Raw genomic sequence first — 26558 nt, 5'->3', positions numbered from 1 at the left:
ATATAAAAATGACGATGAACGCTTTAAAAATAATACTGCCCGTAGCCTGCTTACTATCTGTCTCAACTTATAGCTTTGCTGAATTAGATGAAGAAATCGTGACCAGCGTGGATGCTTCTGCTTATGCGGTGGAATCTGACAATCCGTTTGACAGTCTGGATGATCATGAAAAAATCCGCCATCCCCAATACATTCCAGAGCAAGATAGTCTCAGAGAGCCACTTTTGAATGCACGCTATTACGTCATCGCAGGTAAATCTCCGGTTCACTATTATGCGATTCGAACAGGAGCAAAGCCTAAACTGCTTTATTTAAACCCGCCCCACTCCGCGGTTTTTTCAATAGGCGAGGCTTATGCTGAAAATCGAGAAAAAATCACCCTACAGCCTCAACTCGACACTACAGTCAAAGATCATGAACTGTTTTCGATTATGCCCGTCGCGAAGCATCTCGCACTGATTTTTCGTACTCGCTATGCCTATACCCCTACAGAGTTAAAAGCCAATGTGACAATGAGCTCCATCTATGCCAACAATCGCTACCGATACAGCTATGAAATTATTGAAATCGACACGAATGGTAAACAGCTTCACCGCGTACAATTTGTGGCTCCTGCCATTGAAGATGGGATGAGTTTTGGCCCCAAATGGGATGAAGACTTATCAGATTATAATAATGCAATACTGGAATACAGCACCAAGTCCCCAGGCGACTACCAAACCGTACACCCTTATAACCTTGAAACCCGCTATGAATACAAACAAGGTCAATTGAAGCACTTTGAACAGAAAATTCTGCTCACCGCCAGTGACAAAGTATTTTTGAAAAATCCACCCAACTCGATTAATTATGAAAACTATCTCGATGATCAAAATGCACCGCTCTCCGTTGAAAGCAGCACTTGCCTCGATGACTATTTTGTTTTTAAAGACAAAGCGGCTCCACTCGGTGTGAAATGGGGCAATGACTGGATGCAACAGCAGCCGAATCTACATCAACAATTTTTAGCTGAATATGCGCAAGGCAAAAACTACGTCTGGAAAGATTTCCGCGTACGGTATTGTGATTTAAACTAAGGCTGCAATGTTGCGTTTAATCATTCCAATATTGAAACGCAACATTGCAAATCCACTATTTTAGCGATAAATATAAAACGCTAGAATTACTCCATAGATTAAAAATAAGATTGGAGTTTAAAATGGATGCATTCATTCATCGCAGTCAAGACCGTGGTCATGTCAATATCGGCTGGCTAGAGTCGAAACACAGCTTTTCTTTTGGTAGTTGGTATAACCCTAAATATATGGGCGTAAGTGCTTTACGTGTCATCAATGACGACGTGATCGCGGGTCATCAAGGTTTTGGGCAACACCCCCATGACAATATGGAAATCTTAACCTGTGTACTCAAAGGCACCATCACCCATAAAGACAGCATGGGCAACCATGGTGGTATTTCAGCAGGTGAATGGCAACTGATGAGTGCAGGTACGGGTGTGCAGCACAGCGAAATGAATCAGGGTGATGAGCCAGTACATTTGCTACAAATTTGGATTACCCCAAATCAAAGAGATGCAGCGCCAACCTATCAGCAGATTCGTCTTGATCCGCATGAGCAGCCAAATCAATGGCATGTGATTTGTGGTCCAAATGACAATGCTGCAATGCATATTCGTCAAGATGCCGAAGTCAAAACGGCTGTGATTGAAAAAGATCAAATGCTAGAAGTTAAAGCTACACAGCATATTAACTACGTGCATGTGATTTCAGGTTCAATCCAAGTTGCAGAACATACTCTTCATGCAGGTGACGCAATTGCGTTCTTAGAAGCAAGTGACGTTAAAGCCTTGGAAGATGCACAAGTGATTTGGTTTGATTTGCCTGAAGTCAAATAAGTACCCACTCACAATAAAAAACCAACGTCTCGACGTTGGCTTTTTTAATGCAGAGCTCAAGCAGCTTTTTCACTTGGCTTAGAGAAAATTCACCGCAAGTAATGCCACAGCCGCAGGTAAGGCTTGAATGTAGATAATTTTCTTACTGGCGGTCAACCCACCATAAATCCCAGCAACCAAAACGCAGCCTAAAAAGAAATTGGCCAGTGGCAGTGCATAAGTTTCGGGTGCACATAGCGCCCAAAATAGACCTGCAGCCAAGAAACCATTGTATAAACCCTGATTTTGCGCCATGACTTTGGTCAGTTGTGCTTTTTCAGGCGTATTACCAAAGGCTTTTAGACCATAAGGCTTATCCCATAAAAACATCTCTAAAACTAAAATATACACATGCAACAGTGCAATTAAAGCAATCAAAATTTGTCCCATCATACGCTTTATCCTTATTTTTGATGAATGATGCTAGATCAGCTTCACAGCTGATCTAGGTCGAAACTCTTAGGGTTTCAAAAGTACTTTACCCTGACGCGCGCCTTGCGTCGCTTTCAGTGCAGCATCTTTAATTTGTGCAAAGCTGAAGATACCTTCAACAGGCAGCAGTAATTTTTTCTGTGCAGCAAGCGTCAATAACTCCACAATTAACGCTTTTTTGCGTTCAGCAGATAATTGCTTATTCACCACACTTGCCCAAAAACCTTTGACTGTGGCTTGTTTAAAAATCAGATCTCCCGAAGAAATCTGCATGGTCTCACCCGTCATGCTGCCAAATGAAACCAATAGACTATTTTCACTCAGCAAAGCTAACATTTCACCACTGGCCTGACCACCAATGGAGTCTACACCCGCGATCAATGGCTGATCTGCATGAATCGCTTTGACTTGTTCTTTCCAATCGGCTTGGTCTGTTGCCACCACATTTTGAATGCCTAAGGCCTGCATTTCAGCTACAGCCTCAGTACGGCGAACCAAATGAATCACCTTTTGACCACGCGCTTTTGCAATCATTGCCACTGTTTTACCCACCGCACCATTGGCAGTGTTCTGAATCAACCACGAATCTGCTGGTAAGTCGATAAAATCTAAAAGCATCAGTGCACTGATCGGCATTCCAATCAACTGCGCTGCCGTTTCATCATCAATCGCGTCAGTTAAAGGCACGATGCCATGTGCTGGCGCAATAAAATACTCAGCCCAACTGCCATGAACTGCAGCAACTGCTACACGCTGACCTACCAATACGCCTTGTACACCCTCACCAAGCGCATCAATCACGCCCACAGCTTCGCTACCACCAATTGTAGGCAGTGTTGGTTTATAACCATAACTACCACGCACTGTCCACACATCGTGGTTATGCATTGGCGATAGAATCATTTTAATACGTACTTCACCCGCTTTCGGTTCAGGTTGCGGCATATCTGCAGGTTCCAAGACGTCAACAGGTTCACCAAAATGGTGATGAATAATACTTTGCATTTGCTATTCCTTTATCGGCTGTAATAGTTGTTGGGTAGTTTCCAAAGCGAGGTAAAAGGGCTGCTTATCTCGGGCCAGTCTTGCCAATAAAGCTGCTCCCAACCACAATTGATACATGGTTTGTGCCATTTTTTCAGCATCAATATGCGCTGGAATTGAACCATCTTGCTGCCCGGCTTGGATTAGACCCGAAATACGTTCTGTTAACTTACGCACCCCGAAGTTCAAAATCTGACGCATATCTTCAGATAAATCTGAGACTTCTGCTGCCAATTTGACGATCAAACAATTCTCCGCCCATCCCCCATCGCTATGATGTTCAACATCACTTTCAATATGTGATGAGTTATCAATCCATGCTTGCCAAAGTGCCATCAGGCTTGCATAGGCGCTTCGCTGTTCTTGCTGTATCAGCTGATCGATTTTGACCTTATAGTCGGCCAGATACTGCTGGAGTAGCGCACAGCCGAAAGCCTCTTTCGAAGCAAAGTAGTAATAGAATGAACCTTTTGGCACATCACAATTCTTTAGAATTTCCTGTAAGCCCACTCCGACAAAACCTTTATGTAATACCAGTTGAAAACTGCTATTTAAAATGTGTAGTCGTGTTGCTTCACTTTTATCTGATCGTTTCATATCCACACTATAAATCAATAATAGACCAGTCGTCTATAAAATAATGCATCTACCTTTGATACTTCATCTCGAATCATTGGATTACATATAAATTTTGCTGATTAAATTTTAGATATAAATGATTGAAATAAATGTTACATTATACCATAACGCTAATTTTCAATTCATCTTATGTCTACACCTTCACAACGTTTACAAGCGATTGACGCCCTCAGAGGATTGGTTATTCTGATTATGATGGTCGACCATATCAGAGAAACTTTTTATCTGCACCAGCAAGTCCCCGACCCGATGCTGATTCCAGGAACCGAAGAATCCCTTTTCTTTAGCCGGATCTTGGCTCACTTATGTGCACCTGTTTTTGTGGTATTAACAGGCTTATCGGCTTATCTTTACCAAGCAAAAAACAACAGTGTTCAAATGACCCGTGAATTTTTACTCAAGCGCGGTCTATTTCTAATTTTTCTCGAACTGATCATTATCAACTTCGCTTGGACTGGACAGTTCCCGCCTGATGTCATCTATTTACAAGTGATTTGGGCCATTGGTCTCAGTATGGTAGTTTTAGCAGGCTTGATTGGGCTATCGCAAAAATGGCTCTGGGTGATCAGTCTCGGTATTATTTTTGGACATAATGCGCTGGATCAAGTGTCATTTTCGCAGATGCCGACCCTGCAAAATCTGTGGTTTATTTTACATGAACGTGGTTGGATCGAATTTGGAGATCTGATTCGTTTTAGAACCTCTTACCCAGTACTGCCTTGGATTGGGGTAATTACCCTCGGCTATTGCATCGGTCATACCGTATTTAACAGCACACATGATGTCGCAAAAAGAAATCAAATCTTGTTAGGCTTCGGGCTTGCCAGTATCAGCTTATTTATCATTTTAAGAATGATCAATCTCTATGGCGACCAAGCATGGTCAATCATGTCGACCAGCACTGAAACCGTTATGAGTTTTTTGAACTTGACCAAGTATCCACCATCGCTGTTGTTTATTTTGTGGAATGTCGGGCTAGGCTTAGTTCTGTTAGTGTTACTTCAAAGGGTTGAAAGTAAACCTTGGGTCAAACCCTTGATTATCTTTGGTTCCGTGCCGATGTTTTTCTATATCGTACACTTATATGTGCTGAAAGCCCTCTATCTCATTGCAGTCGCACTGTTTGGCACGACCCATGGCGAATACTTCGGCGTCGATCATGTCTCCACCCTCTGGCTCATTTCGATTATTTTAACTGTGGCTCTCTATCCGTTGATGTTAAAATTCTCAGCCTTTAAACATAAAAACAAACACATTCGCATTCTTAAATACCTCTAAGGATTTAAGGTGTATAACCCATTTCACTGAAATAACATTGATGCTTAGTCCAACTAGGCATCAGATTTCCCGACACCCGGCAAATATGCTTTATACGCCAACGAATGTCTGAAGCAAAAAATTTACTTTGCTTTAGTCTGCAATGCTAAGCAGATTGAAATTAAAACCATCCCAATCCAGCCGATTGGTGCAAGTTGTTCTCCCACCAACAGGATTGCAAATACAGCGGCAATCAAAGGCTCAAACAAGGTCAAAGTAATAGCTTTACTAGCAGTCACGGTTTTTAAGCCATATCCAAATAAAACATAGCCCAAAAACATGGGGATCAACATCATATAACCCACGACATAAAGGTTAATGTTTTCTTCAAACAAGTTTGAACCTGTTATCCATAAAGTCGGAAGTAATAATAAAGAACCAAGCCCGAAGATGAGCCCCATTGACGCTTTTGCATCCATTCCTTGGTCAATCATTCGTTTTGCCGCCCAAGAATATAAAGCATAGGTCAATCCCGCAACCGCCCCTAAAGCAACACCCAACATTGGTCGGTTTTGGGACAAATGCTCCGTGGTTGCCACAGCATGTGATTCCCCGAGAGAAAGTAGCGCAACGCCCGTCACGCCGAATACGAAACTCATCAGCCATGTCATCGAAAGTGCTTTTCGGTCAAATACCCTTTCTAAAAGTGCGGTAAATAAAGGTGCTGTACCAATCGAAACGACTGTCCCAATGGTGATGCCTGCATAGTGCATCGATGAATAAAAGGCCAAAGGATAAATAAAAACCGCAATTACGCCTACACCGAGCATCACAACATGGGCTTTGATATGTGCCAGATGGTAGATAATACTTTTTCGTGCCAAAAGTGCCTGTAACAGTCCACCACCGCCCATGGCGGCAGCGCCAACAGCCAAAGGACTCAAATTAGGTGCAAAAGATGCAACTGTGCCCGTCGTTCCCCATAGAAAAGCAGCGAACAGGACCGCGATAAAACCATAATTTGGTACCGCAGAAACAGACTGATTCACGTGCTGATTTCCTGTGCTAAAAGTGTTTTCACCATCGCCGTTGCAGCTTGTACTTTTTCACTCGAGCTTTCCAAGCCCGCTCGCGCAATCGATCCCTCTAGAATAAAAGACAACAACAAAGCCATTTGTTTGACCTTGTATGCGTCCGAAATGATAAGGGCAAGCTGTGTAGAGATAATGTTTTCAATTTCATCCTTATGCCGTTTTACAGCCAAGCGCTCGGCGCTGTGCGCTGGGAACTCAGCAGCAGCATTCAACAAACCACAGCCCCGAAAGCCTTTTTCATAGGCAAACTCGGCATGGTCTTGATAGGCCTCAAAAACTGCGACAATTTTATCAATAGGAGTATGTGCTTGTTGATTTCGAAGCGCATACAAATCTAACCACTCTTGATGCCGTGCTTCTATATAAGAGGTAATCAAGTCAGCCTTAGTCGGGAAATTATTATATAAGGACATTTTGGCAACTTTGGCCTTATCGGTAATGCTGTTAATCCCTGTACTTATGATGCCATCGTTATAAAACAAAATCGCGGCTGCATCTAAAATTTTCTGTTTCGCAGTTTTCGTATTCATCACACTCAAATAAGTAGACCGATCTATCTAATTTATAGAATCTGTAAAAATATGCAAGTCACCTTTGCTTATTTAATGAAGGAAATATCAGATGAATCAAATACGGGAGAATACCCTTCAATCGACCTATCGCAATAGCGGTGGGAAAAAAAGCGAAACGGAACTATCGCTCTATACTTTTACACGGCATATGTAGTTCCAACTTAGAGGTAATGAGTTGCTAGATAAACCAAACGAAGGATGCTAAAAAAACCCATCTGAGAAATTGAGAAACTTTCGAAAAACTGATCTACAGAAATGACTGCTACGCATTACAACTGCATAGTCTCTATAACTGTTTGCCTAAAACGAATAGTGAATCTAAAAAGGGATCGAGTTGGACAGCTCAATAGTTATAAAAGAAGGTTAAATACCTTAAATAAAAAAAGCAGTAAGAGAAGGTCTGACTGCTTTTTTTAGAATTTGATCACTGCCGATCTATGTGGTGTTCCCCACACTACTTGACGTAATGGCCCAACTTAAACTTGGGTTATCGATTAATGATTCGTTTTAATTTGTATTTAAAAATAATTTGGCGGAAGCGGTGAGATTCGAACTCACGGAGGACTCACACCCTCGTCGGTTTTCAAGACCGGTGCATTAAACCGCTCTGCCACGCTTCCATGGGCGCTATCATATAAATAAAAATATTTTTTGGCAAATATTTTTCATCTCACGGCCTTCAAAAAGCCACTATTCAGCTAAAAAATATTCAATCTCAATAAGATATTAACTTTACAGCCCACATATGCCAGAAAATTGAGCGATAACTCTGGCATCTTTTAGAAATTAATTTAAAAAAGGCATAAAAAAACCCTGACTCAGTCAGGGTTTTTTGAATTTGGCGGAAGCGGTGAGATTCGAACTCACGGAGGACTCACACCCTCGTCGGTTTTCAAGACCGGTGCATTAAACCGCTCTGCCACGCTTCCATGGGCGACATGATATAAACATTCAATCTACTTGGCAAATACTTTTCTTCAAAAATCACACCAAGTGGCTAAAATTAAAACAAAATCTTTTAGTTCTCTGAACTTTCAGGTCTGTCATAACGAATTGAATTGACATACCAGTGTTTTTTTCCAGTTGGCGTCAACACTTCAATTTCATCATCAACTTGCTTGGACAGTAAAGCTCGTGCCATCGGTGAGTCGATGGAGATGTGCTGCGGGTGATGATCATAAATTTCATCCACCCCGACGATGCGTAAGGTTTTTTGTTCCCCTGCGTCATTTTCAATTTCGACCCAAGCGCCAAAATAAATCTTGCCAGCCTGCTCTTCAGAAAAGTCGATAATACGAAGTTCTTCGAGGCGTTTTCCCAAGTAGCGAACCCGTCGATCAATCTTACGTAAGATCTGTTTGTTGTACTGATAATCCGCGTTTTCACTACGGTCGCCAAGGCTCGCCGCCCAGTTTACTTTCTTGGTAATTTCAGGGCGTTCTTCATGCCAAAGCTGCTTTAATTCTGCCACCAATTTGTCGTGACCAGCACGTGTAATTAAGTTTGATTTCATGATGAATGCCGTCTAAATCTGCTTATTGATTTACAACAAAGGATTATTTTATCCCTTATTTCTCCACAACAAAAGTTTATAAAATAAATTCATGAATTAAATTAAATTGTTATGTTACATTTTTCAAAAAAATATTGCACAAAATTTGACACTTTTAAAATTGCTATATATTATGCGCACATCTTAAATTAGTTGCCTATTTTTTAATCTATGTAGTTTTTCTACATAATCTTCTTAATCCCATGTCATTTTGAATGACGTCATGAATGCCCAACCTCTTATTGAATTTAGACAACTTGAACTCGTTTTAAGGCATGTTTTTGCCTTTGCGTTCTAGGGCATAAATTACTTGTAGCGGAGACAACATGCACAGTAGTTCAACTTCTGGATCGAGGCTTTGCCTTAATTCATTAACTTTCTCTCTCCCGTTGAAAGCCCTTGCTTTAAGTACTTTGTTAATTCCATTTCATAGTATTAATGCAAGTAAGACCTACCAATATGATAACGTCGTCAATCATAATAAATTGACTGTCGTTTCAGTGGAAAACCCAACGACCGTTTTTAAAGATGGTCAGCATTTGCATGGTTTTGGTTATGACCTTGCACGTAACTATGCAGACAGCTTAAATGTAAAGCTAGACTTCAAAACCGTTCCCGATAATGCTACAGCACTTAAATGGGTAGCACAGGGCAAAGCAAATTTTGCAATGACGACGGCAAGTGTTCAAACGATTGAACAAAAAAGTCTCGCAACCTTTTCTGCAACTTGTGGTGATTTAAACGTTTTACGTAAAAATGGCCTCAATACTGAGCTGAGCTGGGTATTTAAACATGCGAATGATCCATTGACGCAAACGGCGAGTGGATTTGTCTGCCGTGGTAAACAATCTGGTTCAATTGGCCAATTGGCCTCTTTTTACAACCGTAATGTCGTGAAGCCTGAAAACTGGAATACGATTCAACGCGATTTGCGTCAGCGTATGCCGATCTATAAGGCCAGTTTTAAAAGTACAGCGCAAAAGTACGATTTAGATTGGCACTTATTGGCAGCGATTGGTTATCAAGAGTCTTATCTTAAACCGAACTCTGTTTCTCCCACGGGTGTTCGTGGTTTGATGATGTTGACCAATAGCACAGCCAAAGCCATGGGTGTGAGTAACCGTACCGATCCTGCGCAAAGCATTCAAGGTGGTGCCAAGTACTACGACCAAATGCTGAGTCGCTATGAGGATATCCCCTTCCCTGACCGTAACTGGTATGCACTGGTTGCCTACAATATGGGACCGGGAGCGGTGAATCAGATTCAAAAACGGATTCAGGCACAAGGTAAAGACCCTAATAACTGGCTCAATTTGTATGCTTACTTACAACAGAACCAAGCCAAAAATGGTCGCTACCGTCAAGCGCTTCAGTATGTGACGCGTATCCGAGCTTATCTTGAGCACATTAAAACCACGCCGCAGCTGGTCAATATCTAAAAGATCATCTCTATTGGCATAAAAAAAGCTTACCTATATAGGTAAGCTTTTTTTATTTCAGAATACTTAAGCCGTTTGCTCAAGCACTTTCTTAAATAAATCTTTTTGCTCTTGGCTTGGCTTCGCTGTTTGCAATGCCATCAACTGTGACATATCACCTTGAACTTTTATTTTACCCGTCATGAACGCTTGCATTGCTGCAGCCATATCAAACTCAAGGAACACTTTACGTAGTGTTTCAGCATCCATGTTCAAGGTTGTTTTCGCGTTTGAAGACAAGCCTTTTTTAATTGCGCCGCCATCTAAAGATAATTCGGTATTACCCGCATTGTCAGCAACAACTAAGTTAATTGCAAGATTCGCAAGTGCTGGCGGCAGGTTCAAATTCCCCGCTTGAGCAGTTAATGTTTCTACAGTTGAAAACCAATCATCAGTTAAAAAAGCAGGCATGATGTTTCCTCAATTCTTTGTTCGTTGTGTGCTGCCTATCCAGACGGCATCATTGTGAAGCTAAATACGCTCGGAGATTGTTATAGCATGTATATCCTACATGTGCCTAAAGTTTTTTGTACGTACAGTTCATATTTTATATTTCTTATACAAAGTTTATCAAAATCATCCACATAAAAAAAACACCAATCATTGATTGGTGTTTTGCATTGGCCTAACTGACAAAATTAGTCTGCTGCAAAGCCAAGATTAACCATGTTAATGCGTTTGTTCTCCGGTTCATCTTCCGTTGAACAACTTTCACCTTTAAAGTCGAATTCACGTTCGCTATCTAACGCTTCAAAGTCGAATAACTCACGGTCTGCCAGCTGCGATGGCGACACATTTTGCAAGGCACCAAAAATACTGTGTAAACGCTTTGGATGCGCTTTATCCCACTCACGCAACATGTCATTTAACATAGCACGTTGCAGATTTTCCTGAGAACCACACAAGTTACACGGAATAATCGGGAACTGACGCATTTCAGCATATTTAATGATGTCTTTTTCTTCCACATAAGCCAGTGGGCGAATCAAGATATTCTTTTTATCTGACGATAACAATTTAGGAGGCATCGCCTTTAAGCTACCGCCATGGAATAAGTTCAAGAAGAAAGTCGCCAAGATATCATCACGGTGATGCCCCAACGCCACTTTGGTCGCGCCAATTTCTTGCGCAAAGCCGTATAAAGAGCCACGGCGTAAGCGTGAACAAACTGCACAATAGGTCTTACCTTCAGGTGTTAAACGTTTGGTGATGCTGTAGGTGTCTTTTTCTAAGATATAGTAGGGAATATTATTCTCTTCTAAATAACGTGGTAACACGTCCTCAGGGAAACCCGGTTGCTTCTGGTCCAAATTCACAGCCACCACATCAAAATTGATCGGTGCAATACGTTTAAACTGCAACATAATATCGAGCAAGGTATAACTGTCCTTACCACCGGAAATGCAGACCATCACTTTATCGCCTTCTTCGATCATTTTAAAATCGCGAATAGCATGACCCACCTGACGGCGTAACTTTTTCAACAGACGATAATACGCAGAGCTAGTGGGTAGTTCTGGTTTAAAATTAAATCCCTGATTGGACTCAACTGGCGAGAACATAGACGAGTTAAACCTTAAAAAAAATACCGCGCAATTTTATCCGATTCACAGCCATCTCGCACCTAAAGAATGTAAATTCTCATGAATTGTCATTGCTGTCATATTCATGTATTGAAATAGGTTTAACTTTGAACGATTGCGTTCATATTTTAGCTGAACTGCTTATGTTTTGGACTTTTCCACATTTTTCCACAAAAGCTGGGGATAACTTTGTGGATTCTAATCGACTTGACAGGGTGTTCCCCCCACTCTTTAAGGCTTCTATTTAAATTGATCATTTTTTGATCAATTTATTTACCATTAAATTTCAACAACTTAGCCCAGTCAAGCAATCCTCATTAAAAATAAATTAATTATTTTTTTTGATTACTTGCTCAACAATTTGACTTGATTTTTACAAAGAGATGGATTTTTTGAACTTAAAATAGTTTCAGACGGTTCTTTTTTTGCTAAACTCATTTCTAGTCACTGAAATCGATTTTTTTACGATTAATAATAGATAATGAAAAATAAGCTGCTTTTGAGTCGTTTTTACGTTTTGGGGTGTATGACGATTTCGTTCATGGCACTAGATTGTTACGCGGGTCAAACCATCTACCAATTGAGAGATTCCAACGGCACGACCTTGTTAACCAATAAACAAAGTCGTTATAGCAACTTAAAAGTCGAAAAGAAAACCTATTATCCAGACAGTAATATCCACAGTTATAGTAACTGGGGGGCTTCTGAATCTTCCGTATTGCCCAGTTATAGTCGTAACAAAAATGCTTTTGACCACATTATTCGCCAAGCGGCTCAAACCCACGGCGTTTCTGAAGGCTTAATTAAAGCGGTCATGCATACCGAATCCGGCTTTAATGTGAATGCACGCTCACCTGTTGGGGCTCAGGGTCTTATGCAACTCATGCCTGCGACAGCACGGCGCTTTAATGTCTCTAATGCATATGATCCACAGCAGAACATAAATGCAGGTGCCAAGTATTTGGCATGGCTGATGAAACGCTTTAACGGCAACACCAGTCTTGCGCTTGCAGGCTACAATGCTGGCGAAGGCAATGTACAAAAGTACGGCGGTATTCCACCCTTCCGTGAAACTCAAGACTATGTTCGCCGCGTGAGTAGCCGTTATAGCAATCTATATGCGGGCGGGATTAACATTTCTGCAGGCTCAAATAGCACACCGGCCAATGCTCAAGTCATTGCCCAATCTGCACATTACGATTCAGACTCTTCCCCAAGCACGCAACTCAGTGTGAGTCGTAGCGCATCTTCACGTCAAATTATCCTCGCAGCCGATGGCAGTTTTACTGATGCGCCGGGTTCCTATGCCACGGCCAATGCAACCGCCTCTGCCCGCATTCAAATTTCAGAATAATTTTTATAGCAGTTTTATTATTTTTTCTTGAATTTTGAAGAATTTCACCTCATATTGAGAGCAATGATTTTCGATTTATAAATCAGATTATTTTTTTATTATAAGAGGATTTTCTCAATGATGCGGATTGGTTTGTTCTTGCTAACCAACCTCGCGGTACTGGTTGTAGCTGGCATTATCTTGTCACTCTTCGGTGTCGGTAGTTACCATGGCGCGGGTGGCTTAAATCTAGGTAACCTACTGGTTATCTGTTTTGTCTTTGGTATGGTTGGCTCAATGATTTCTCTATTCATGTCAAAATGGATGGCGAAAAAAACAACTGGTACAGAGTTAATTGACCCAAATGCCCCGCGCAACCAAGCTGAAGTATGGTTGTTACAAGAAGTCGCTCAATTGGCGCAACGTTCTGGTATTAAAATGCCAGAAGTCGGTATTTTCCCGTCTTACCAATCTAATGCTTTTGCTACAGGTTGGAACAAGAACGATGCATTAGTTGCAGTTTCTACCGGCTTACTTGAGCGTATGAATAAAGACGAGCTTCGTGCAGTCTTGGCTCACGAAATTGGTCACGTTGCCAATGGTGACATGGTGACTTTGGCACTCGTTCAAGGTGTCGTGAACGCCTTTGTGATGTTCTTTGCACGTGTCGCAGGTGATTTCATTGATCGTAATGTCTTTGGTCGTGAAGAAGGTGAAGCACCAGGTTTAGCTTATTTTGCCATTACCATCGTGCTTGATATTGTCTTTGGTATTTTAGCTTCTGCAATCGTGATGTGGTTCTCCCGCTACCGCGAATATCGTGCAGATGAAGCAGGCGCGCGTCTTGCAGGCAAACAAGCAATGATTTCTGCCTTGTTGCGTTTACAAGCGGAGTCACAACTTCCAGATGCGATGCCTAAAGAAATGAAAGCGTTTGCGATCGCGGCAGGTCAAGAACAAGGCTTTAGTTTAGCTGCTTTGTTCCAAACCCACCCAACGATTGAACAACGTGTTGCTGCTTTACAACAACTCGATTGTCCATAAACAATTTGTTCACAAGATTTTAAAAAGCCTCCAATTGGAGGCTTTTTTGTGACTCGGCATAAGAACATTTTCATTTAATCGTCACTTGGATACAGCGCAATAAACTGCTATTTGGGTCAATGATGCAAAACTGGCGGATCTCATCAAAATCCTGAATATCGGTCATACGAGCGCTTTCCCACAACGACCAATTCACTTTAGACCAGTATTCATAATAGGGTTGAATTTCCGCTACGCGAATACAGGCACTATGCCATGAACTATTTGGGTCTAAATGCGGATGATGGAAAAATTCCAGTGTCATTTCGCCCAAACGCAGAATCATCCACTCTGCGGACTGATAAACCAGATTAAAGCCCAAGCCTTGGTAAAATGAAGCGGTGCGCGCTAAATCAATCGCTGGCAAATTCGCCGTAATTTGACCTTCAAATTTCATCAGCGGCTATCCTAAGTTTAGTCCCTGTAACCAATGCCACATCGCACTGCCCCCCCACCACAATAAGCCCATAAAACACACTAAAAAGATCAGGCCAGACAAATCGGGGATGTGTAGCCAAAGCCATGCCGCTACTGGATTTCGCCAAAATGCGGATTGCTGCTGTTTCTTTTCCAATTTTTCATGAAGAAAAGGATGCGTCACATGATGCTCTGAATGGATTTGGTATTCTTCCCGAATATGGTCATGAACCACATCCAGTGCTTTACGACTCGGACGTATAAAAATATCAAACAATGTCCCTAACACAGGGATAAAACCGACGACGGCGTCAAGCATAGCCAGCTTCAATACAGGGCTCAATTTTTCTTGCGGTACACCAATTTGCTTGGCTTTATAAATGGCATAACACGTTAGGGCAAAACCAGCGATATCCCCAGCAATCGGAACAGTACTCAATGCGGCATCGGCACCGACTCCCTGCTTGGTGAATGGGATACGCACCACAGAATCCATCATATTGGCATATTTGGCCAAATCACGCTCTAAACGAATGACATCTTGCTGGCTCATTTTTTTTTGTTCTAAGGGTTCAGGCATGGTGTTACTGACCTCCATCATTTCAACCACATTAACATCATAAAACCACTGAATTATGCTGGTTTTTATGACTTTTTTCTGTGCTAACTTTGTGTTGAAACAATTACTTATTAGCTTAAGACAAGGTCAGAATTTGCGACGCAATCAGCAGGTATACCACCACGCCTGACGCATCACAAATTGAAGTGACCAAAGGTGCAGATGCACTGGCTGGGTCGAGTTTCATGCGGTTTAAGATAAACGGCAGACTCATACCAATCAGACAACCCATCAACACAATACCCATCATACTCAGTGCCAATACTACAGCGACCAGAATATCCCCACGGAAATAGCCCAAAATGGAGACTGCCGTTGCCATGGTTCCACCCAAGCACAGCGCAACCAGACTTTCACGCCCTAGCAAATAAAACCAGTCTTTAAAATGTACGTCGCCAGTTGCCAGTGCACGTACCATTAAAGTGGCGGACTGTGACCCCGCATTTCCCCCACTTCCCACCAGTAAAGGAAGGAAAAATACCAAAACGATATGTGCCGCAATCAAGTCTTCAAAGTGTGCAATTCCTAGCCCCGAGAGTAAACTGCCAAAAACCAGAAACACCAACCAAAACACCCGCTTCTGATACAGTAAGAGGATTGGAGCCGTTTTAATACTCATCTGCGGACTGGCCGCAACCGCACTACTTTTTAGAATATCTTCTGTGGTTTCTTGTTGCACCACATCCATTGCATCGTCATAAGTCACAATCCCCAATAGACGCTGCTGCTCATCGACAATGGGCAAAGCCATAAAATCATAATGAGCCAGTTTCTGTGCAATACTTTCCTGATCCTCACTGACTAAACCCGTAATGACATGGCTGGTCATAACCTGTCCAATCAATTGCTCAGGCGGAGACTGAATAATTTGCCGCAGCGAAATCACACCGTGTAAATAACGCGAGGCATCGGTCACATAGATGAGATATAAAGTTTCACTTTCCGCTGCATGCTGTCGTATATGTTGAATCGCCTGTTGCATGGTCATTTCGGCATGTACCGTAATGACCTCGGTGCTCATAATTGCACCCGCAGACTCAGCTGGATAGTGCATTAAATCATTCAGCTGAGCTTGAACATGCGTATCTAACTGCGGAAAAATATGACCTTGAACGTCCTGCGCTAAGCTTTGAAATAAATCGGTGCGGTCATCCGAATGCATATGAGCTAGTAGCTTCACCAGCAAAGCCTGAGGCAATTGCGCTGCTAGCTGCTGCTGCTCGGTTAATGCTAAAAACTCAAAGACATAACTGGCTTGTGGTAATTGTTCCAATAGCCGAATTTGGTCATTTATAGGCAGGGCCATTAAAATATCAGCCAAATCCGCAGTACTGTACTGTTTCAGACTTTGGATAAAAGCATGGTTATCGGGCTGATTTAATTGCTCTTGGAAATCTTGCTGTGAAAATGACGGATTTGGCATACACCACTCAAATATTGTTCTTCTTTATCTGTACGAGTATAGCAAAGGATCTTTAAATGTCAGGCCTTTCAGCCTGCATGACTTAAAGATTCGCTTTGCTTATTCATACTGCACACGAATGTTTCAGATTCGATCTTAGACTTCGTCCTAAGGTGTTCGTCCATGAAACACACGGCGAACCAAGACATACATTAAAGGAATAAATAGCAACACCAATACTGTGCCAAAAATCACGCCACCGAGTACACTCACCCCAATTTCCTGACGACTTGCGGCCCCTGCACCAAAGGCAAAGACCAGAGGTGTAACACCCGCGCCAAAAGCCAAAGACGTCATTAAAATCGGGCGTAGACGTAAGCTTGCTCCTTCCAAGGCAGCTTCAATTGCGGTTTGGCCTTTTTGCTGCGCCAGTGAAGCAAATTCCACAATTAAAATCGCATTTTTACAGGACAGACCAATTGTGGTCAGCAAGGCAATCTGGAAGTAAATATCATTCGGAAAACCCGTCAGATAACTGAACAGAATATTCCCACCGATACCTAATGGAATCGCACTCATGACTACCGTTGGAATACTCCAACTTTCATAAAGTGCAGCAAGGCATAAAAAGATAAAGCCTATGGAGACCAAATACAGCAATAATGCTTGGTTATTGGACTGGTTTTCCTCGAACGATAATCCACTCCATGCCAGATCAATACCATCATGCCCTCGTACCATATCTTGTACGTCTTGCATGGCTTGTCCCGAACTGACATTTTGTGCTGTATCCGCTTCCATTTCTAATGCGGTATAGCCCATAAAGCGATTCACCACCTCAGGGCCTCCACTCCAAGACACTTGGGCAAAATTTGTAAAAGGAATCATTTGGTTCAAATCATTACGTACCGTCCATGCTTGAAGGTCATCAGGTTTTGAACGAAACTCGGCATCCCCTTGCATAATTACCCGTTTAATCCGACCACGGTCAATAAAGTCATTGATATAACTTCCTCCCCAAGCACTGGATAAAGTGCTATTAATGGCGGTCTGGCTGAGTCCATTGGCCAAAGCTTGCTTTTGGTTCACATCCACTTTGAGTTCGGCTTTATCTGGGTTAGAACGTTTATCTAAATTGCTAAAACTAAAATACTGCTTGGATGCTTCCTGCAAAGTTTTGAACTGTGCTTCTAAATATGCACGACCTTCGCCATTGATATCACGTATCCAAAACTCCATGCCATCGGTTTGCCCTAAGCCACTGACTGAAGACGGCATATTTACATTAATTTGTGCATTTCGATGCGATCTAAAATGAGCAATCGCCCGTTCTCGAATCGCTTGTGCGGAGTTCTCTTTCCCCTTACGTTCATCCCAATGTTTCAGCGCAATAAAACCTTGACCTAAATTTTGTCCCGTCCCCGAGAAATTACGACCATAGCGGATCATCACTAAATTGATATTGGCCTGTTCTTTATCTAAAAAGTATTGGCGAATTTCTTCTCCCACTACACGGCTTTGACTCAGTGGTGCACCATCGGCCAGTTTAAACTGAACACTTAAAATGCCCTGATCTTCACTGGGAATAAAACTGGTCGGCAAAGCCCGATAAAACAGCGCAAAGACGGCAATCAACGCCACAAAAACCACCAGCATGATTTTACTGTGCTGAATGGTCTGCGTACTCAACTTTAAATAACGCTGTTTTAACTGATCCAACTTCAGATTAAACCAAGTTGCCCATCGTGCAGATTTATCATTGGGTTTTAAAATTAAGGCGCACAACGCGGGCGTCAATATCAATGCGACCAGCAGCGATAGCGCCATGGCAGCAACTAAGGTCATTGAAAACTGACGGTAGATCACTCCTGTCGAACCACCGAAAAAGGCCATGGGAATAAACACTGCGGTTAACACCAAAGTAATCCCAATCAATGCCCCACTGATTTCCTGCATCGATGCAATCGAGGCTTGTTGAGCACTCATCTGCTGTTCATGCATCAGCCGCTCAACATTTTCCACCACCACAATCGCATCATCCACCAAAAGCCCGATCGCTAAGACCAATGCAAATAAGGTTAAGGTATTGATACTCATCCCGAGCACATACAGAATGGCAAGTGTGCCCAAAATTACAACAGGCACAGTGATGGTCGGTATCAGCGTTGCACGCCAATTTTGCAAAAAGACAAACATGACCACAATCACCAAAAGCACTGCTTCAAACAGTGTTTTGACCACTTCCTTAATCGACTCTTGCACAAAAGGCGTGTTATCACGTGGATAAACAATTTGATAGCCTTCAGGTAGTTTAGAAGATAAACGGGCAACCTCTTGCTTAATCAATGCAGACGTCGCTAAGGCATTGGCACCTGAAGACAGTGAAATGCCCATCCCCGCTGAAGGAAAACCATTAATGGTATTAAATGACTGGTAATTTTCCGCGCCTAGTTCCACCCGTGCGACGTCTTTTAAATAAATAAAACTGCCATCGCGGGTCGATTTAACAATGATGTTTTCAAATTCTTCAACGGTTTTTAGACGTGTACCTGAAGTAACTTTGGCATTTAAATATTGGTCTGACAGGTTGGGTAACTCGCCAATTGCCCCTGCGGCCACTTGCGTGTTTTGCGCTTCAACCGCCGCACGAATATCGCTTGGCATCAGTCCATATTGGCGCAGTTTATGCGGATTCAGCCATAAGCGCATGGCATACTGTGCACCAAAAACATCAACCTCACCAACTCCATCAATACGGGCTAAATCTTGCTCCAAATGCGTCATCATATAATCAGAAAGTGCAATATTGCTGCTTTTACCTGTTTGGTCATATAGGCCTATCACCATATGTGTATCGCCAAGCGACTTATAGACATTGACCCCTTGACGCTGTACATCTTCTGGTAAACGGTTAATCACCCCATTGATGGCATTTTGTACTTGAACCTGAGCGGTATCTGGGTCGGTACCATTTTCAAAACTAATGCTGATTCGACTACGGCCATTCGAGTCACTGCTCGAACTAAAATACAGTAAATGATCAATCCCTTTAATTTGCTGTTCTAAAACCTGAGTAACGCTCTCCTCCACCGTCTCTGCCGACGCGCCTGTATATGTTGCACTCACCGTAATTCGCGGAGGTGCAATATCGGGGTAGCGCTCTACAGGCAACTGAAAGGTGGCAAATAAACCAAATGCCATCACGATAATCGCCAGCACACCAGCAAAAATTGGACGATGAATAAAAAATTTAGACAGCATGGGTCTGCGGTACTCTTGGGTCTGAGGCTAGATCTAGAAACTGGTATCACTTTATGCCTGATCTTCTATGACGAATCATTAAAAAACAAGACTTAACAACATGAAATAGAACATTAGAGCTAAATATGAAGAAACTATGAAGAAAGCTTTTTGACCAATTGATGACATCCTGTAATTTTTCGCAATTTGTCATTGATCTGAGATATTAAAATTTAAAATTGAACACTGAGTCCGCAACACCACAATAAAATGTTGAGGAACACATGTTAAAAAGAACATTATTGAGTTTTATTTTTTTAGGCTTATTGGGCTGTCATCATGATGAGAAAGACAATGCAGCGTCCCAGCCGCCCCTAAACAACGCCGAATACATTGAGCCTGAATTCCTCATTATTGGACATCGCGGCGCCAGCGCGTTACGCCCTGAACACACCTTAGCCGCTTATCAAAAAGCGATTGATGATGGTGCAGATTTTATTGAGCCTGATTTGGTGCCAACTCTAGACGGTTATTTAATCGCTCGCCATGAAAATGAAATCGGAGGAACCTCCAATGTCAGCAGCTTACCGCAGTTTGCAGAACGGAAGACCAGTAAAGTCGTTGATGGCGTGACTTACACAGGTTGGTTTACTGAAGACTTTACTTTAAACGAGTTAAAGCAACTGAAGGCGCGAGAACGTATTCCAGAGATTCGTCCAGCAAATGTCCGATATAATGATCAATTTGATCTACCCACTTTAGATGAAATTATTGAACTCGTAGATGCGCACTATAAAAAGACAGGAAAAATTGTGGGCCTGTATATCGAAACCAAACATCCCAGCTATTTCCAAGGTCTTAATTTAGCCATGGAGCAACTTCTATTAACCACGTTGGCCAAACACACCTATAGTCGTGACATTGCACCAGTCTATATCCAGTCGTTTGAAGTCAGCAACTTAAAACAGATGCGTCAACAGTTGGATCAATTAAAATCGATTCGACATGCCAAAATTATTCAACTCTATGGCGGCAAGTCCGAACAACCTGCCGATGCTGTGCTTGCCAAATCAACACTCCGCTATAGTGATATGGCAACACCTCAAGGGCTAAAAGATGTCGCAAGTTATGCGCATGGTGTTGGGCCAAGTAAAACCTATATCGTGCCGAATACTCAGCCGGCGACCCCGACCAGTTTTGTGAACGATGCACACGCAGTGGGCTTAAAAGTACATCCTTATACCCTACGCCCTGAAAACAATTTCTTGCCAGACTATTTAGACTGTAGCGCCATTGCCGCTGAAAAGTGCGAAAAAGGAGCACTGGCAGAGTTTGAGATTTTATTTAAAGCGGGAGTGGATGGTGTCTTTACCGATGATCCCGCTTTAGGTCGTCAAGCCGCCGATGCTTTTTTGAAAAAATAGAATAGATCATCTACGAAGCAAACCAGACAACTGAGCATCTCGTTTACTTCCAACCCATATCCACCCTTTAACTATAGAGATTAAAAAGCAGGCTTTTTAATCTCTTTTCTCTTATTTTAGGTATACATAGATTAAGCACTTTTTGAATACTATAATTAAGTGACTTTTAATATAGATCATGTATTGTGGCTGAAATTTTAAAATGGTTGATGGTATGAGCCAATATTCCCCACTCAAAGGCAAGTCAGGTTTTAGACGTATTTTTAATGCAACACATTATTCTATTTCAGGTTTTAAGGCCGCATTTGCGCACGAAGCTGCTTTTCGCCAAGTCCTGTTGATTAACCTGATTCTGATTCCAACAAGTTTTTTCTGTGATGTCAGTCGCTTAGAACAAGCCCTCATGGTAGCCGTCTGTTTACTTGCAATTATTGTTGAGTTATTCAACTCAGCGATTGAGGCGATTGTGGATCGTATTTCACTTGAGCGACATGAGCTTTCAAAAAATGCCAAAGACATGGGCAGTGCTGCACAGTTTGTTTCTTTAAGTATTATCTTTATTGTTTGGCTACTGATTCTGATGCCTTAACATTTTTGTTCAATATTTCACACTCAAGCTGTTCAACAAGCTTAAAATTAAGTCATAAAAAAACCCTGCTTTCGCAGGGTTTTCTTTTGAATCAGTTCAGTGCTTAGTGAGCAGCGAATTGGTTCATTGTGTTTTTAGCATCATCGTGCGCTTTAAGAGCGTTGTCACCAGAGAAGATTTCTTTGTGATCATCACCGATGTCAGAACCCGCCATTGCTTGGTGTTTAACACAAGCGATACCACCACGGATTTCTTTACGTTGTACGCCAGCAACATAAGCCAACATACCTTCAGTACCGAAGTAACCTTGAGCAAGCTCATGAGTAGAAAGCGCAGCTGTGTGGTAAGTCGGAAGTGTGATCAAGTGATGGAACACACCCGCTTCACGAGCAGCATCAGCCTGGAATGTACGAACTTTTTCGTCAGCTTCAGCAGCCAGTTCAGTTGCATCGTACTCAGCGCTCATCAACTTAGCACGGTCGTAAGCAGAAACGTCTTTACCTTCAGCAACCCAACGGTCATATGCTTGTTGACGGAAGTTTAAAGTCCAGTTGAACGAAGGCGAGTTGTTATAAACAAGTTTCGCATTTGGAACTGTTTCACGTACACGGTTAACCATGTGAGCGATTTCAGCAACGTTTGGAGTCGCAGTTTCGATCCAAAGAAGGTCAGCACCGTTTTGTAGGCTAGTTACACAGTCAAGTACAACGCGGTCGATTTGCGTGCCTTCACGGAACTGGTATAGACCAGAAGCAAGACGTTTAGGACGGTGAAGTTTACCATCACGCTTGATCAGGATTTCGTCTTCTTGAGCTTCTGAAATGTCGATTTCAGTTGTGTCTAAGTAGCTGATGTATTGAGAAGCGATGTCGCCTGGCTCTTTAACCACTGGGATTTTTTGAGTCAAGTCAGCGCCTTCAGAGTCAGTACGTGCAACGATGATACCGTCGTCAAGACCCATTTCTAGGAATGCATAGCGAAGCGCGTGGATTTTCGCGATGAAGTCTTCGTGTGGAACTGTTACTTTACCAGCTTGGTGACCACATTGTTTCGCGTCAGAAACCTGGTTTTCGATTTGTAGTGCACAAGCACCCGCTTCGATCATTTTCTTAGCAAGTAAGTAAGTTGCTTCTTCGTTACCGAAACCAGCGTCGATGTCCGCAATAATTGGCACAACGTGAGTTTGGAAGTTGTCGATTTGTGAAGTGATTTCAGCTGCTTTAGCAGTGTCGCCCGCTTCTTGTGCTTTTTTAAGTGCACGGAACAAGTCGTTTAATTCTTTCGCGTCAGCTTGACGTAAGAATGTGTAGATTTCTTCGATCAATGCAGGAACAGACGTTTTTTCGTGCATAGATTGGTCAGGAAGTGGACCGAATTCTGAACGAAGCGCTGCAACCATCCAACCAGAAAGGTAGATGTAGCGACGTTCAGTTGTACCGAAGTATTTTTTGTTCGCAATCATTTTTTGTTGCGCGATGAAACCGTGCCAGCAACCTAGTGATTGAGTGTATTTGCTAGAGTCTGCATCATAAGCAGCCATATCACGACGCATAATTGCCGCTGTATATTTCGCAATGTCTAAACCAGTTTTGAAACGGTTTTGAAGTTGCATACGCGCAGCATCTTCAGGACTGATGTCTGCCCAAGTGCTACCGAATTTTGCTTTTAATTCGCGGATTGCATCAATCGCTGTTTGATATGTAGTCATGATATTTCCTGTAATAATATTAGGATTTTCTTCAACGAAAAGCTAAAATCAGACCCTCAAGCTTTTGCTTAGATTTAGAGCGCTTCGTTGCGATGAATACAGATTAGATTGACAGAAAAAATTAATCCAATATTCTGCATTAATTTTCAGTATTTATTTAAAAAATATATAGATAAAAGTCTAATTATATTTCGACATATCCAAAACAAGTATTTGTTATTATTAAATTTAAATAAAATAGAATGAACCTAAAAAATACACACTTTGTCGAATATTTCTTCATTAGACTTAAGTCTCAGCCGTTGAAAAAAAGAGTTTAAACTGAAAATCAATACTTAATTTGACCGAAATGACAATAGTTCAATATTCAGTAAAAAGAGTATTTATCACGCTTTTATTCCACCAACAACAAGCAAGATTAAGCCATTTTCTAGGCGATAATCTGAGACTCAATTTACGCACTTTAAAACATTGTTTTGGGCTGATAGTCCCTCTATTTTTAAGCATAAAAACCCATTTTCTGAGAAAATGAAGGGGGTGTTCTTTATCCAACCCGATGCTTTTTTTTTCGTCAGTTTATTACACAAGCCCGATGGCTTATGGCATAATGCAAATAATTTCATGATTTTATTCTCGGTATTTATTTTATGAATCTGGAGCGGGTTGATCTAAACCTCTTAATTTACTTGGACGTACTTTTACGCGAAAAAAATGTAACCCGAGCAGCTGAACAATTGGGTGTCACCCAACCAGCAATGAGTAATATTCTACGTCGTCTTCGTAACTTATTTAATGATCCTCTGCTAATTCGCTCTTCTGAAGGTATGACACCAACCGAACGGGCTTTAGAATTACAACCCCGCATACGTGACGCTCTTTCTGATCTCTCCATGATTTTGGAACCTCGTACCGAGTTCCGTCCTTATACCTCAAATCGTGTTTTCCGTATTATGACTTCGGACTATGCCGAAGCCACCTTAGTTCCCCGCCTCGTTAAAGCACTGCGTTCAGAAGCTCCCAATGTGGTCTTAGACTTCTTAACCCCAAGTGATGTGTCATATCGTGATATGGAACAAGGTAAAGTTGATCTTGCGATTAACCGTTTCAATGAAATTCCACAAAGCTTCCACCAAGTTTTAGTCTGGCGTGACAGTTTTTCATGTTTGCTCAATGGTAAACACCCTGCTGCCAGCAATTTAAACCTAAAAAGTTACCTCGATGCACAGCATATTTGGGTCTCTAAAACAGGTATGGGCGTTGGTTTCGGCGTTAACCCTGAAAAACAAGCAGGTCTAGGTTGGATTGATCAAGCTTTAGAGCGTATTGGCCAAAAACGTAAAATTTCGGTCTTCACTCGACATTATCAAATGCCTGCACTATTGGCTTCAAATGTAGACTTGATCGCGACTTTACCGACCCGTATTGCACGCTTGCAAGCCAAAAGTCAAAACCTCCTGATTAAAGACCCACCTTTTTATATTCCAGAATTTGAGTTGAAAATGGCATGGTGTCCACTGTTACATCACCATCCTGCACATCGCTGGCTCAGACAGCTGATTTTGTATGTGGCACGTCAAATGATTGAGGAAGAAAATCGTGAGTTTTTAGGCAATAACTCGCAATTCTCACATTATTAAGCATTCAAGCTCTAAATAATTCATTTTCATACCAATAACTCAGGTATGATAGAAGACAGTAAGTGATTACTGTCTTTATTTTTTGTGTTAAAAATATTCATAATAACGATGAATCACAGGTGGATTCCGTGAGCCTTTTTCAAAACATAGTTATCATTCTAGTCCTGATTGCTGGGGCGGGTTTCTTGTCTCTGACAGAAATTGCACTGGCAGGAGCACGTAAGGTCAAGCTGAAAATCTTGGCTGAGTCGGGCGATGATCGCGCACAGAAAGTTTTGAATTTACAAGAAAATTCTGCTGACTTCTTTGCCGCTTCACAAATTGGCTTAAACGCAGTGGCGATCTTGGGCGGTATTTTAGGTGAAGGGGCTTTTCGTCCTTACTTCATGAGCTTTGTTTCTCGTTTTTATACTGGCCCCTGGTCTGAAACTATTAGCTTTGCGCTATCTTTCACTTTAGTCACCTCGCTATTTATTTTGTTTGCCGACCTCATGCCAAAACGTTTGGCCATGATTGCCCCAGAGAAAATCTCTATTGCGGTGATTAACCCCATTCAGGTATTTATTAAGGTCTGCAAACCTTTGGCTTGGATTATTAATGCCCTTGCCAACTTGTTATTCCGCCTGTTTAAAGTGAATACCACACGTGATGACAACATTACCTTTGATGACATTTCTGCAGTGATGGATGCGGGTGCGCAAGCTGGGGTGCTACAAAAGCAAGAACATCATTTCATTGAAAACGTATTTGAACTTGAAGAGCGGAATGTACCTTCAAGTATGACCACGCGTGAAAACGTGGTGTATTTTACTTTAAATGAATCCGAAGCCAGCATTCGTCAAAAATTGGCTGAATATCCTTATTCTAAGTTCTTAGTCTGTAGTGAAAATATTGACGATGTAATTGGCTATGTCGATGCCAAAGACATTCTGGTCCGTATTCTGAATAATCAATCTTTACTACAACTCAATGAAAGCACCATTCGTAATGTTCTCACCATTCCAGACACATTAACCTTGTCTGAGTTATTAGACCGTTTCCGCTCCACCAAAGAAAAGTTTGCTGTTGTGATTAATGAATATGCTTTGGTCGTGGGCGTCATCACCCTGTCAGACATTATGATTACGGTCATGGGCGACTGGGTTACTCCAATTGAAGCCGAACAACAGATCATTAAACGTGATAATAATTCATGGCTGATTGATGGCAGCACGCCGATTGAAGACATGAAGCATGCACTAGCTATTGATGAAATGCCAGATGAAGAAAATTATGAAACCTTGGCTGGTTTTATGATGTACCGTCTACGCAAAATTCCACGCCCTGCCGATACCGTAGAATACGCAGGCTTTAAATTTGAAGTGGTTGATGTCGATCATTTTAAGATTGACCAACTTTTAGTGACGCGCTTACTTGAAGAAACACTACAGCCTGCAACCCAAACAGTCGAGGAATAGAAACATCTCCTTAAATTAAAACCTTGCAACTGCAAGGTTTTTTTTGCTTCAGATTTAACCATATG

23 protein-coding genes and 2 tRNA genes are annotated in these 26558 nt (G+C 41.9%); 10 read left to right on the top strand and 15 right to left on the bottom strand.

The genetic code is table 11. From position 1 onward, the window contains the following. Positions 1-8: 8 nt before the first annotated feature. Entirely contained in the window at positions 9-1076 is a 1068-nt protein-coding gene (locus tag ACY3FQ_RS04575; RefSeq protein ID WP_279691057.1) for a hypothetical protein, read from the top strand. A 122-nt stretch (positions 1077-1198) separates the two neighbouring features. Next, positions 1199-1894: a pirin family protein gene (locus ACY3FQ_RS04570; protein WP_234950533.1), complete on the top strand. Its 696-nt coding sequence runs from the start codon at positions 1199-1201 to the stop codon at positions 1892-1894. Between the two features lie 78 nt (positions 1895-1972). On the opposite strand, the gene ACY3FQ_RS04565 is transcribed toward ACY3FQ_RS04570, so the two are convergent. The 3 genes from ACY3FQ_RS04565 to ACY3FQ_RS04555 form a co-directional block, all read right to left on the bottom strand. Next, positions 1973-2326 carry a DUF1304 domain-containing protein gene (locus tag ACY3FQ_RS04565; protein WP_168158118.1) on the bottom strand — a complete coding sequence of 118 codons (354 nt, stop codon included), beginning with the start codon at positions 2324-2326 and terminating at the stop codon, positions 1973-1975. Positions 2327-2392: 66 nt separating this feature from the next. Then, the gene (locus ACY3FQ_RS04560) at positions 2393-3370 is read right to left on the bottom strand and encodes a zinc-binding dehydrogenase (protein WP_279691054.1); all 978 of its coding nucleotides are present in this window, start codon (positions 3368-3370) and stop codon (positions 2393-2395) included. Between the two features lie 3 nt (positions 3371-3373). Beyond that, the gene (locus ACY3FQ_RS04555; RefSeq protein WP_279691053.1) at positions 3374-4006 is read right to left on the bottom strand and encodes a TetR/AcrR family transcriptional regulator; all 633 of its coding nucleotides are present in this window, start codon (positions 4004-4006) and stop codon (positions 3374-3376) included. A 171-nt stretch (positions 4007-4177) separates the two neighbouring features. Between ACY3FQ_RS04555 and ACY3FQ_RS04550 the strand changes: the two genes are divergently transcribed. Continuing rightward, on the top strand, positions 4178-5326 hold the full coding sequence (locus ACY3FQ_RS04550) for an acetyltransferase domain-containing protein (protein WP_279691052.1): 1149 nt from the start codon (positions 4178-4180) through the stop codon (positions 5324-5326). Positions 5327-5448: 122 nt separating this feature from the next. Here the strand turns inward: ACY3FQ_RS04550 and ACY3FQ_RS04545 are convergent, their stop codons facing one another. From ACY3FQ_RS04545 to greB, 5 genes are all read right to left on the bottom strand, one after another. Next, positions 5449-6354 (bottom strand): DMT family transporter, encoded by a 906-nt coding sequence (locus tag ACY3FQ_RS04545; RefSeq protein WP_279691051.1) that lies wholly within the window; start codon positions 6352-6354, stop codon positions 5449-5451. Next, positions 6351-6929 carry a TetR/AcrR family transcriptional regulator gene (locus tag ACY3FQ_RS04540; RefSeq protein ID WP_234955561.1) on the bottom strand — a complete coding sequence of 193 codons (579 nt, stop codon included), beginning with the start codon at positions 6927-6929 and terminating at the stop codon, positions 6351-6353. Before ACY3FQ_RS04540 ends, ACY3FQ_RS04545 begins: the two co-directional genes overlap by 4 nt. A gap of 572 nt (positions 6930-7501) precedes the next feature. Next, positions 7502-7591, bottom strand: a tRNA-Ser gene (locus ACY3FQ_RS04535). A gap of 219 nt (positions 7592-7810) precedes the next feature. Beyond that, positions 7811-7900: transfer RNA gene (locus ACY3FQ_RS04530), tRNA-Ser, on the bottom strand. An 89-nt stretch (positions 7901-7989) separates the two neighbouring features. Further along, positions 7990-8484 (bottom strand): transcription elongation factor GreB, encoded by a 495-nt coding sequence (greB, locus tag ACY3FQ_RS04525; protein ID WP_004695648.1) that lies wholly within the window; start codon positions 8482-8484, stop codon positions 7990-7992. Between the two features lie 365 nt (positions 8485-8849). On the opposite strand from greB, the gene ACY3FQ_RS04520 reads away from it, so the two are divergent. Beyond that, positions 8850-9962 (top strand): MltF family protein, encoded by a 1113-nt coding sequence (locus ACY3FQ_RS04520; protein ID WP_279691048.1) that lies wholly within the window; start codon positions 8850-8852, stop codon positions 9960-9962. 66 nt (positions 9963-10028) lie between these two features. Here the strand turns inward: ACY3FQ_RS04520 and ACY3FQ_RS04515 are convergent, their stop codons facing one another. Further along, positions 10029-10412, bottom strand: coding sequence for an SCP2 sterol-binding domain-containing protein (locus tag ACY3FQ_RS04515; protein WP_004695646.1), 384 nt, complete (start codon positions 10410-10412; stop codon positions 10029-10031). A gap of 227 nt (positions 10413-10639) precedes the next feature. Beyond that, positions 10640-11563 carry a tRNA 2-thiocytidine(32) synthetase TtcA gene (gene ttcA, locus ACY3FQ_RS04510; RefSeq protein ID WP_004695645.1) on the bottom strand — a complete coding sequence of 308 codons (924 nt, stop codon included), beginning with the start codon at positions 11561-11563 and terminating at the stop codon, positions 10640-10642. A 502-nt stretch (positions 11564-12065) separates the two neighbouring features. On the opposite strand from ttcA, the gene ACY3FQ_RS04505 reads away from it, so the two are divergent. Together ACY3FQ_RS04505 and htpX are read left to right on the top strand one after the other, a co-directional pair. Beyond that, positions 12066-12938: a lytic transglycosylase domain-containing protein gene (locus ACY3FQ_RS04505; RefSeq protein ID WP_234963578.1), complete on the top strand. Its 873-nt coding sequence runs from the start codon at positions 12066-12068 to the stop codon at positions 12936-12938. Positions 12939-13055: 117 nt separating this feature from the next. Beyond that, positions 13056-13961: a protease HtpX gene (gene htpX, locus ACY3FQ_RS04500; protein WP_279691046.1), complete on the top strand. Its 906-nt coding sequence runs from the start codon at positions 13056-13058 to the stop codon at positions 13959-13961. Positions 13962-14031: 70 nt separating this feature from the next. Here htpX and ACY3FQ_RS04495 read toward each other — a convergent pair whose 3' ends face one another. From ACY3FQ_RS04495 to ACY3FQ_RS04480, 4 genes are all read right to left on the bottom strand, one after another. Further along, positions 14032-14397 carry a bleomycin resistance protein gene (locus ACY3FQ_RS04495; RefSeq protein WP_279691041.1) on the bottom strand — a complete coding sequence of 122 codons (366 nt, stop codon included), beginning with the start codon at positions 14395-14397 and terminating at the stop codon, positions 14032-14034. 6 nt (positions 14398-14403) lie between these two features. Continuing rightward, positions 14404-14997, bottom strand: coding sequence for a DUF4112 domain-containing protein (locus ACY3FQ_RS04490; protein WP_279691066.1), 594 nt, complete (start codon positions 14995-14997; stop codon positions 14404-14406). Between the two features lie 115 nt (positions 14998-15112). After that, positions 15113-16459, bottom strand: coding sequence for a magnesium transporter (gene mgtE / locus ACY3FQ_RS04485; protein ID WP_279691038.1), 1347 nt, complete (start codon positions 16457-16459; stop codon positions 15113-15115). 147 nt (positions 16460-16606) lie between these two features. Continuing rightward, entirely contained in the window at positions 16607-19699 is a 3093-nt protein-coding gene (locus tag ACY3FQ_RS04480; RefSeq protein WP_279691036.1) for a multidrug efflux RND transporter permease subunit, read from the bottom strand. Between the two features lie 263 nt (positions 19700-19962). Here ACY3FQ_RS04480 and ACY3FQ_RS04475 point away from each other — a divergent pair, with 263 nt between their 5' ends. Then, the gene (locus ACY3FQ_RS04475) at positions 19963-21102 is read left to right on the top strand and encodes a glycerophosphodiester phosphodiesterase (RefSeq protein ID WP_489773645.1); all 1140 of its coding nucleotides are present in this window, start codon (positions 19963-19965) and stop codon (positions 21100-21102) included. A gap of 214 nt (positions 21103-21316) precedes the next feature. After that, entirely contained in the window at positions 21317-21691 is a 375-nt protein-coding gene (locus ACY3FQ_RS04470; RefSeq protein WP_234964709.1) for a diacylglycerol kinase, read from the top strand. Between the two features lie 103 nt (positions 21692-21794). On the opposite strand, the gene ACY3FQ_RS04465 is transcribed toward ACY3FQ_RS04470, so the two are convergent. Continuing rightward, positions 21795-23399, bottom strand: coding sequence for an isocitrate lyase (locus tag ACY3FQ_RS04465; RefSeq protein ID WP_279691031.1), 1605 nt, complete (start codon positions 23397-23399; stop codon positions 21795-21797). A 647-nt stretch (positions 23400-24046) separates the two neighbouring features. On the opposite strand from ACY3FQ_RS04465, the gene ACY3FQ_RS04460 reads away from it, so the two are divergent. Together ACY3FQ_RS04460 and paeA are read left to right on the top strand one after the other, a co-directional pair. Further along, positions 24047-25036, top strand: coding sequence for a LysR family transcriptional regulator (locus tag ACY3FQ_RS04460; protein WP_004982677.1), 990 nt, complete (start codon positions 24047-24049; stop codon positions 25034-25036). 128 nt (positions 25037-25164) lie between these two features. After that, complete coding sequence (gene paeA / locus ACY3FQ_RS04455; protein ID WP_010327265.1) at positions 25165-26493, top strand: polyamine export protein PaeA; 1329 nt, start codon at positions 25165-25167, stop codon at positions 26491-26493. Positions 26494-26558: the final 65 nt, after the last annotated feature.

The sequence above is a fragment of the Acinetobacter sp. AB03 genome (assembly GCF_058107045.1).
The sequence above is the reverse complement of the archived record's forward strand: the minus strand, read 5'-3'. Positions and strand labels throughout refer to the sequence as shown.

What these genes read in the sequence shown, in the direction of transcription:
- ACY3FQ_RS04575 (WP_279691057.1), top strand. Translation starts at nt 9, where the DNA reads ATGACGATGAACGCTTTAAAAATAATACTGCCCGTAGCCTGCTTACTA.
- ACY3FQ_RS04570 (WP_234950533.1), top strand. Translation starts at nt 1,199, where the DNA reads ATGGATGCATTCATTCATCGCAGTCAAGACCGTGGTCATGTCAATATC.
- ACY3FQ_RS04565 (WP_168158118.1), bottom strand. Translation starts at nt 2,326, where the DNA reads ATGATGGGACAAATTTTGATTGCTTTAATTGCACTGTTGCATGTGTAT.
- ACY3FQ_RS04560 (WP_279691054.1), bottom strand. Translation starts at nt 3,370, where the DNA reads ATGCAAAGTATTATTCATCACCATTTTGGTGAACCTGTTGACGTCTTG.
- ACY3FQ_RS04555 (WP_279691053.1), bottom strand. Translation starts at nt 4,006, where the DNA reads ATGAAACGATCAGATAAAAGTGAAGCAACACGACTACACATTTTAAAT.
- ACY3FQ_RS04550 (WP_279691052.1), top strand. Translation starts at nt 4,178, where the DNA reads ATGTCTACACCTTCACAACGTTTACAAGCGATTGACGCCCTCAGAGGA.
- ACY3FQ_RS04540 (WP_234955561.1), bottom strand. Translation starts at nt 6,929, where the DNA reads ATGAATACGAAAACTGCGAAACAGAAAATTTTAGATGCAGCCGCGATT.
- greB (WP_004695648.1), bottom strand. Translation starts at nt 8,484, where the DNA reads ATGAAATCAAACTTAATTACACGTGCTGGTCACGACAAATTGGTGGCA.
- ACY3FQ_RS04520 (WP_279691048.1), top strand. Translation starts at nt 8,850, where the DNA reads ATGCACAGTAGTTCAACTTCTGGATCGAGGCTTTGCCTTAATTCATTA.
- ACY3FQ_RS04515 (WP_004695646.1), bottom strand. Translation starts at nt 10,412, where the DNA reads ATGCCTGCTTTTTTAACTGATGATTGGTTTTCAACTGTAGAAACATTA.
- ttcA (WP_004695645.1), bottom strand. Translation starts at nt 11,563, where the DNA reads ATGTTCTCGCCAGTTGAGTCCAATCAGGGATTTAATTTTAAACCAGAA.
- ACY3FQ_RS04505 (WP_234963578.1), top strand. Translation starts at nt 12,066, where the DNA reads ATGAAAAATAAGCTGCTTTTGAGTCGTTTTTACGTTTTGGGGTGTATG.
- htpX (WP_279691046.1), top strand. Translation starts at nt 13,056, where the DNA reads ATGATGCGGATTGGTTTGTTCTTGCTAACCAACCTCGCGGTACTGGTT.
- ACY3FQ_RS04495 (WP_279691041.1), bottom strand. Translation starts at nt 14,397, where the DNA reads ATGAAATTTGAAGGTCAAATTACGGCGAATTTGCCAGCGATTGATTTA.
- ACY3FQ_RS04490 (WP_279691066.1), bottom strand. Translation starts at nt 14,997, where the DNA reads ATGCCTGAACCCTTAGAACAAAAAAAAATGAGCCAGCAAGATGTCATT.
- mgtE (WP_279691038.1), bottom strand. Translation starts at nt 16,459, where the DNA reads ATGCCAAATCCGTCATTTTCACAGCAAGATTTCCAAGAGCAATTAAAT.
- ACY3FQ_RS04480 (WP_279691036.1), bottom strand. Translation starts at nt 19,699, where the DNA reads ATGCTGTCTAAATTTTTTATTCATCGTCCAATTTTTGCTGGTGTGCTG.
- ACY3FQ_RS04475 (WP_489773645.1), top strand. Translation starts at nt 19,963, where the DNA reads ATGTTAAAAAGAACATTATTGAGTTTTATTTTTTTAGGCTTATTGGGC.
- ACY3FQ_RS04470 (WP_234964709.1), top strand. Translation starts at nt 21,317, where the DNA reads ATGAGCCAATATTCCCCACTCAAAGGCAAGTCAGGTTTTAGACGTATT.
- ACY3FQ_RS04465 (WP_279691031.1), bottom strand. Translation starts at nt 23,399, where the DNA reads ATGACTACATATCAAACAGCGATTGATGCAATCCGCGAATTAAAAGCA.
- ACY3FQ_RS04460 (WP_004982677.1), top strand. Translation starts at nt 24,047, where the DNA reads ATGAATCTGGAGCGGGTTGATCTAAACCTCTTAATTTACTTGGACGTA.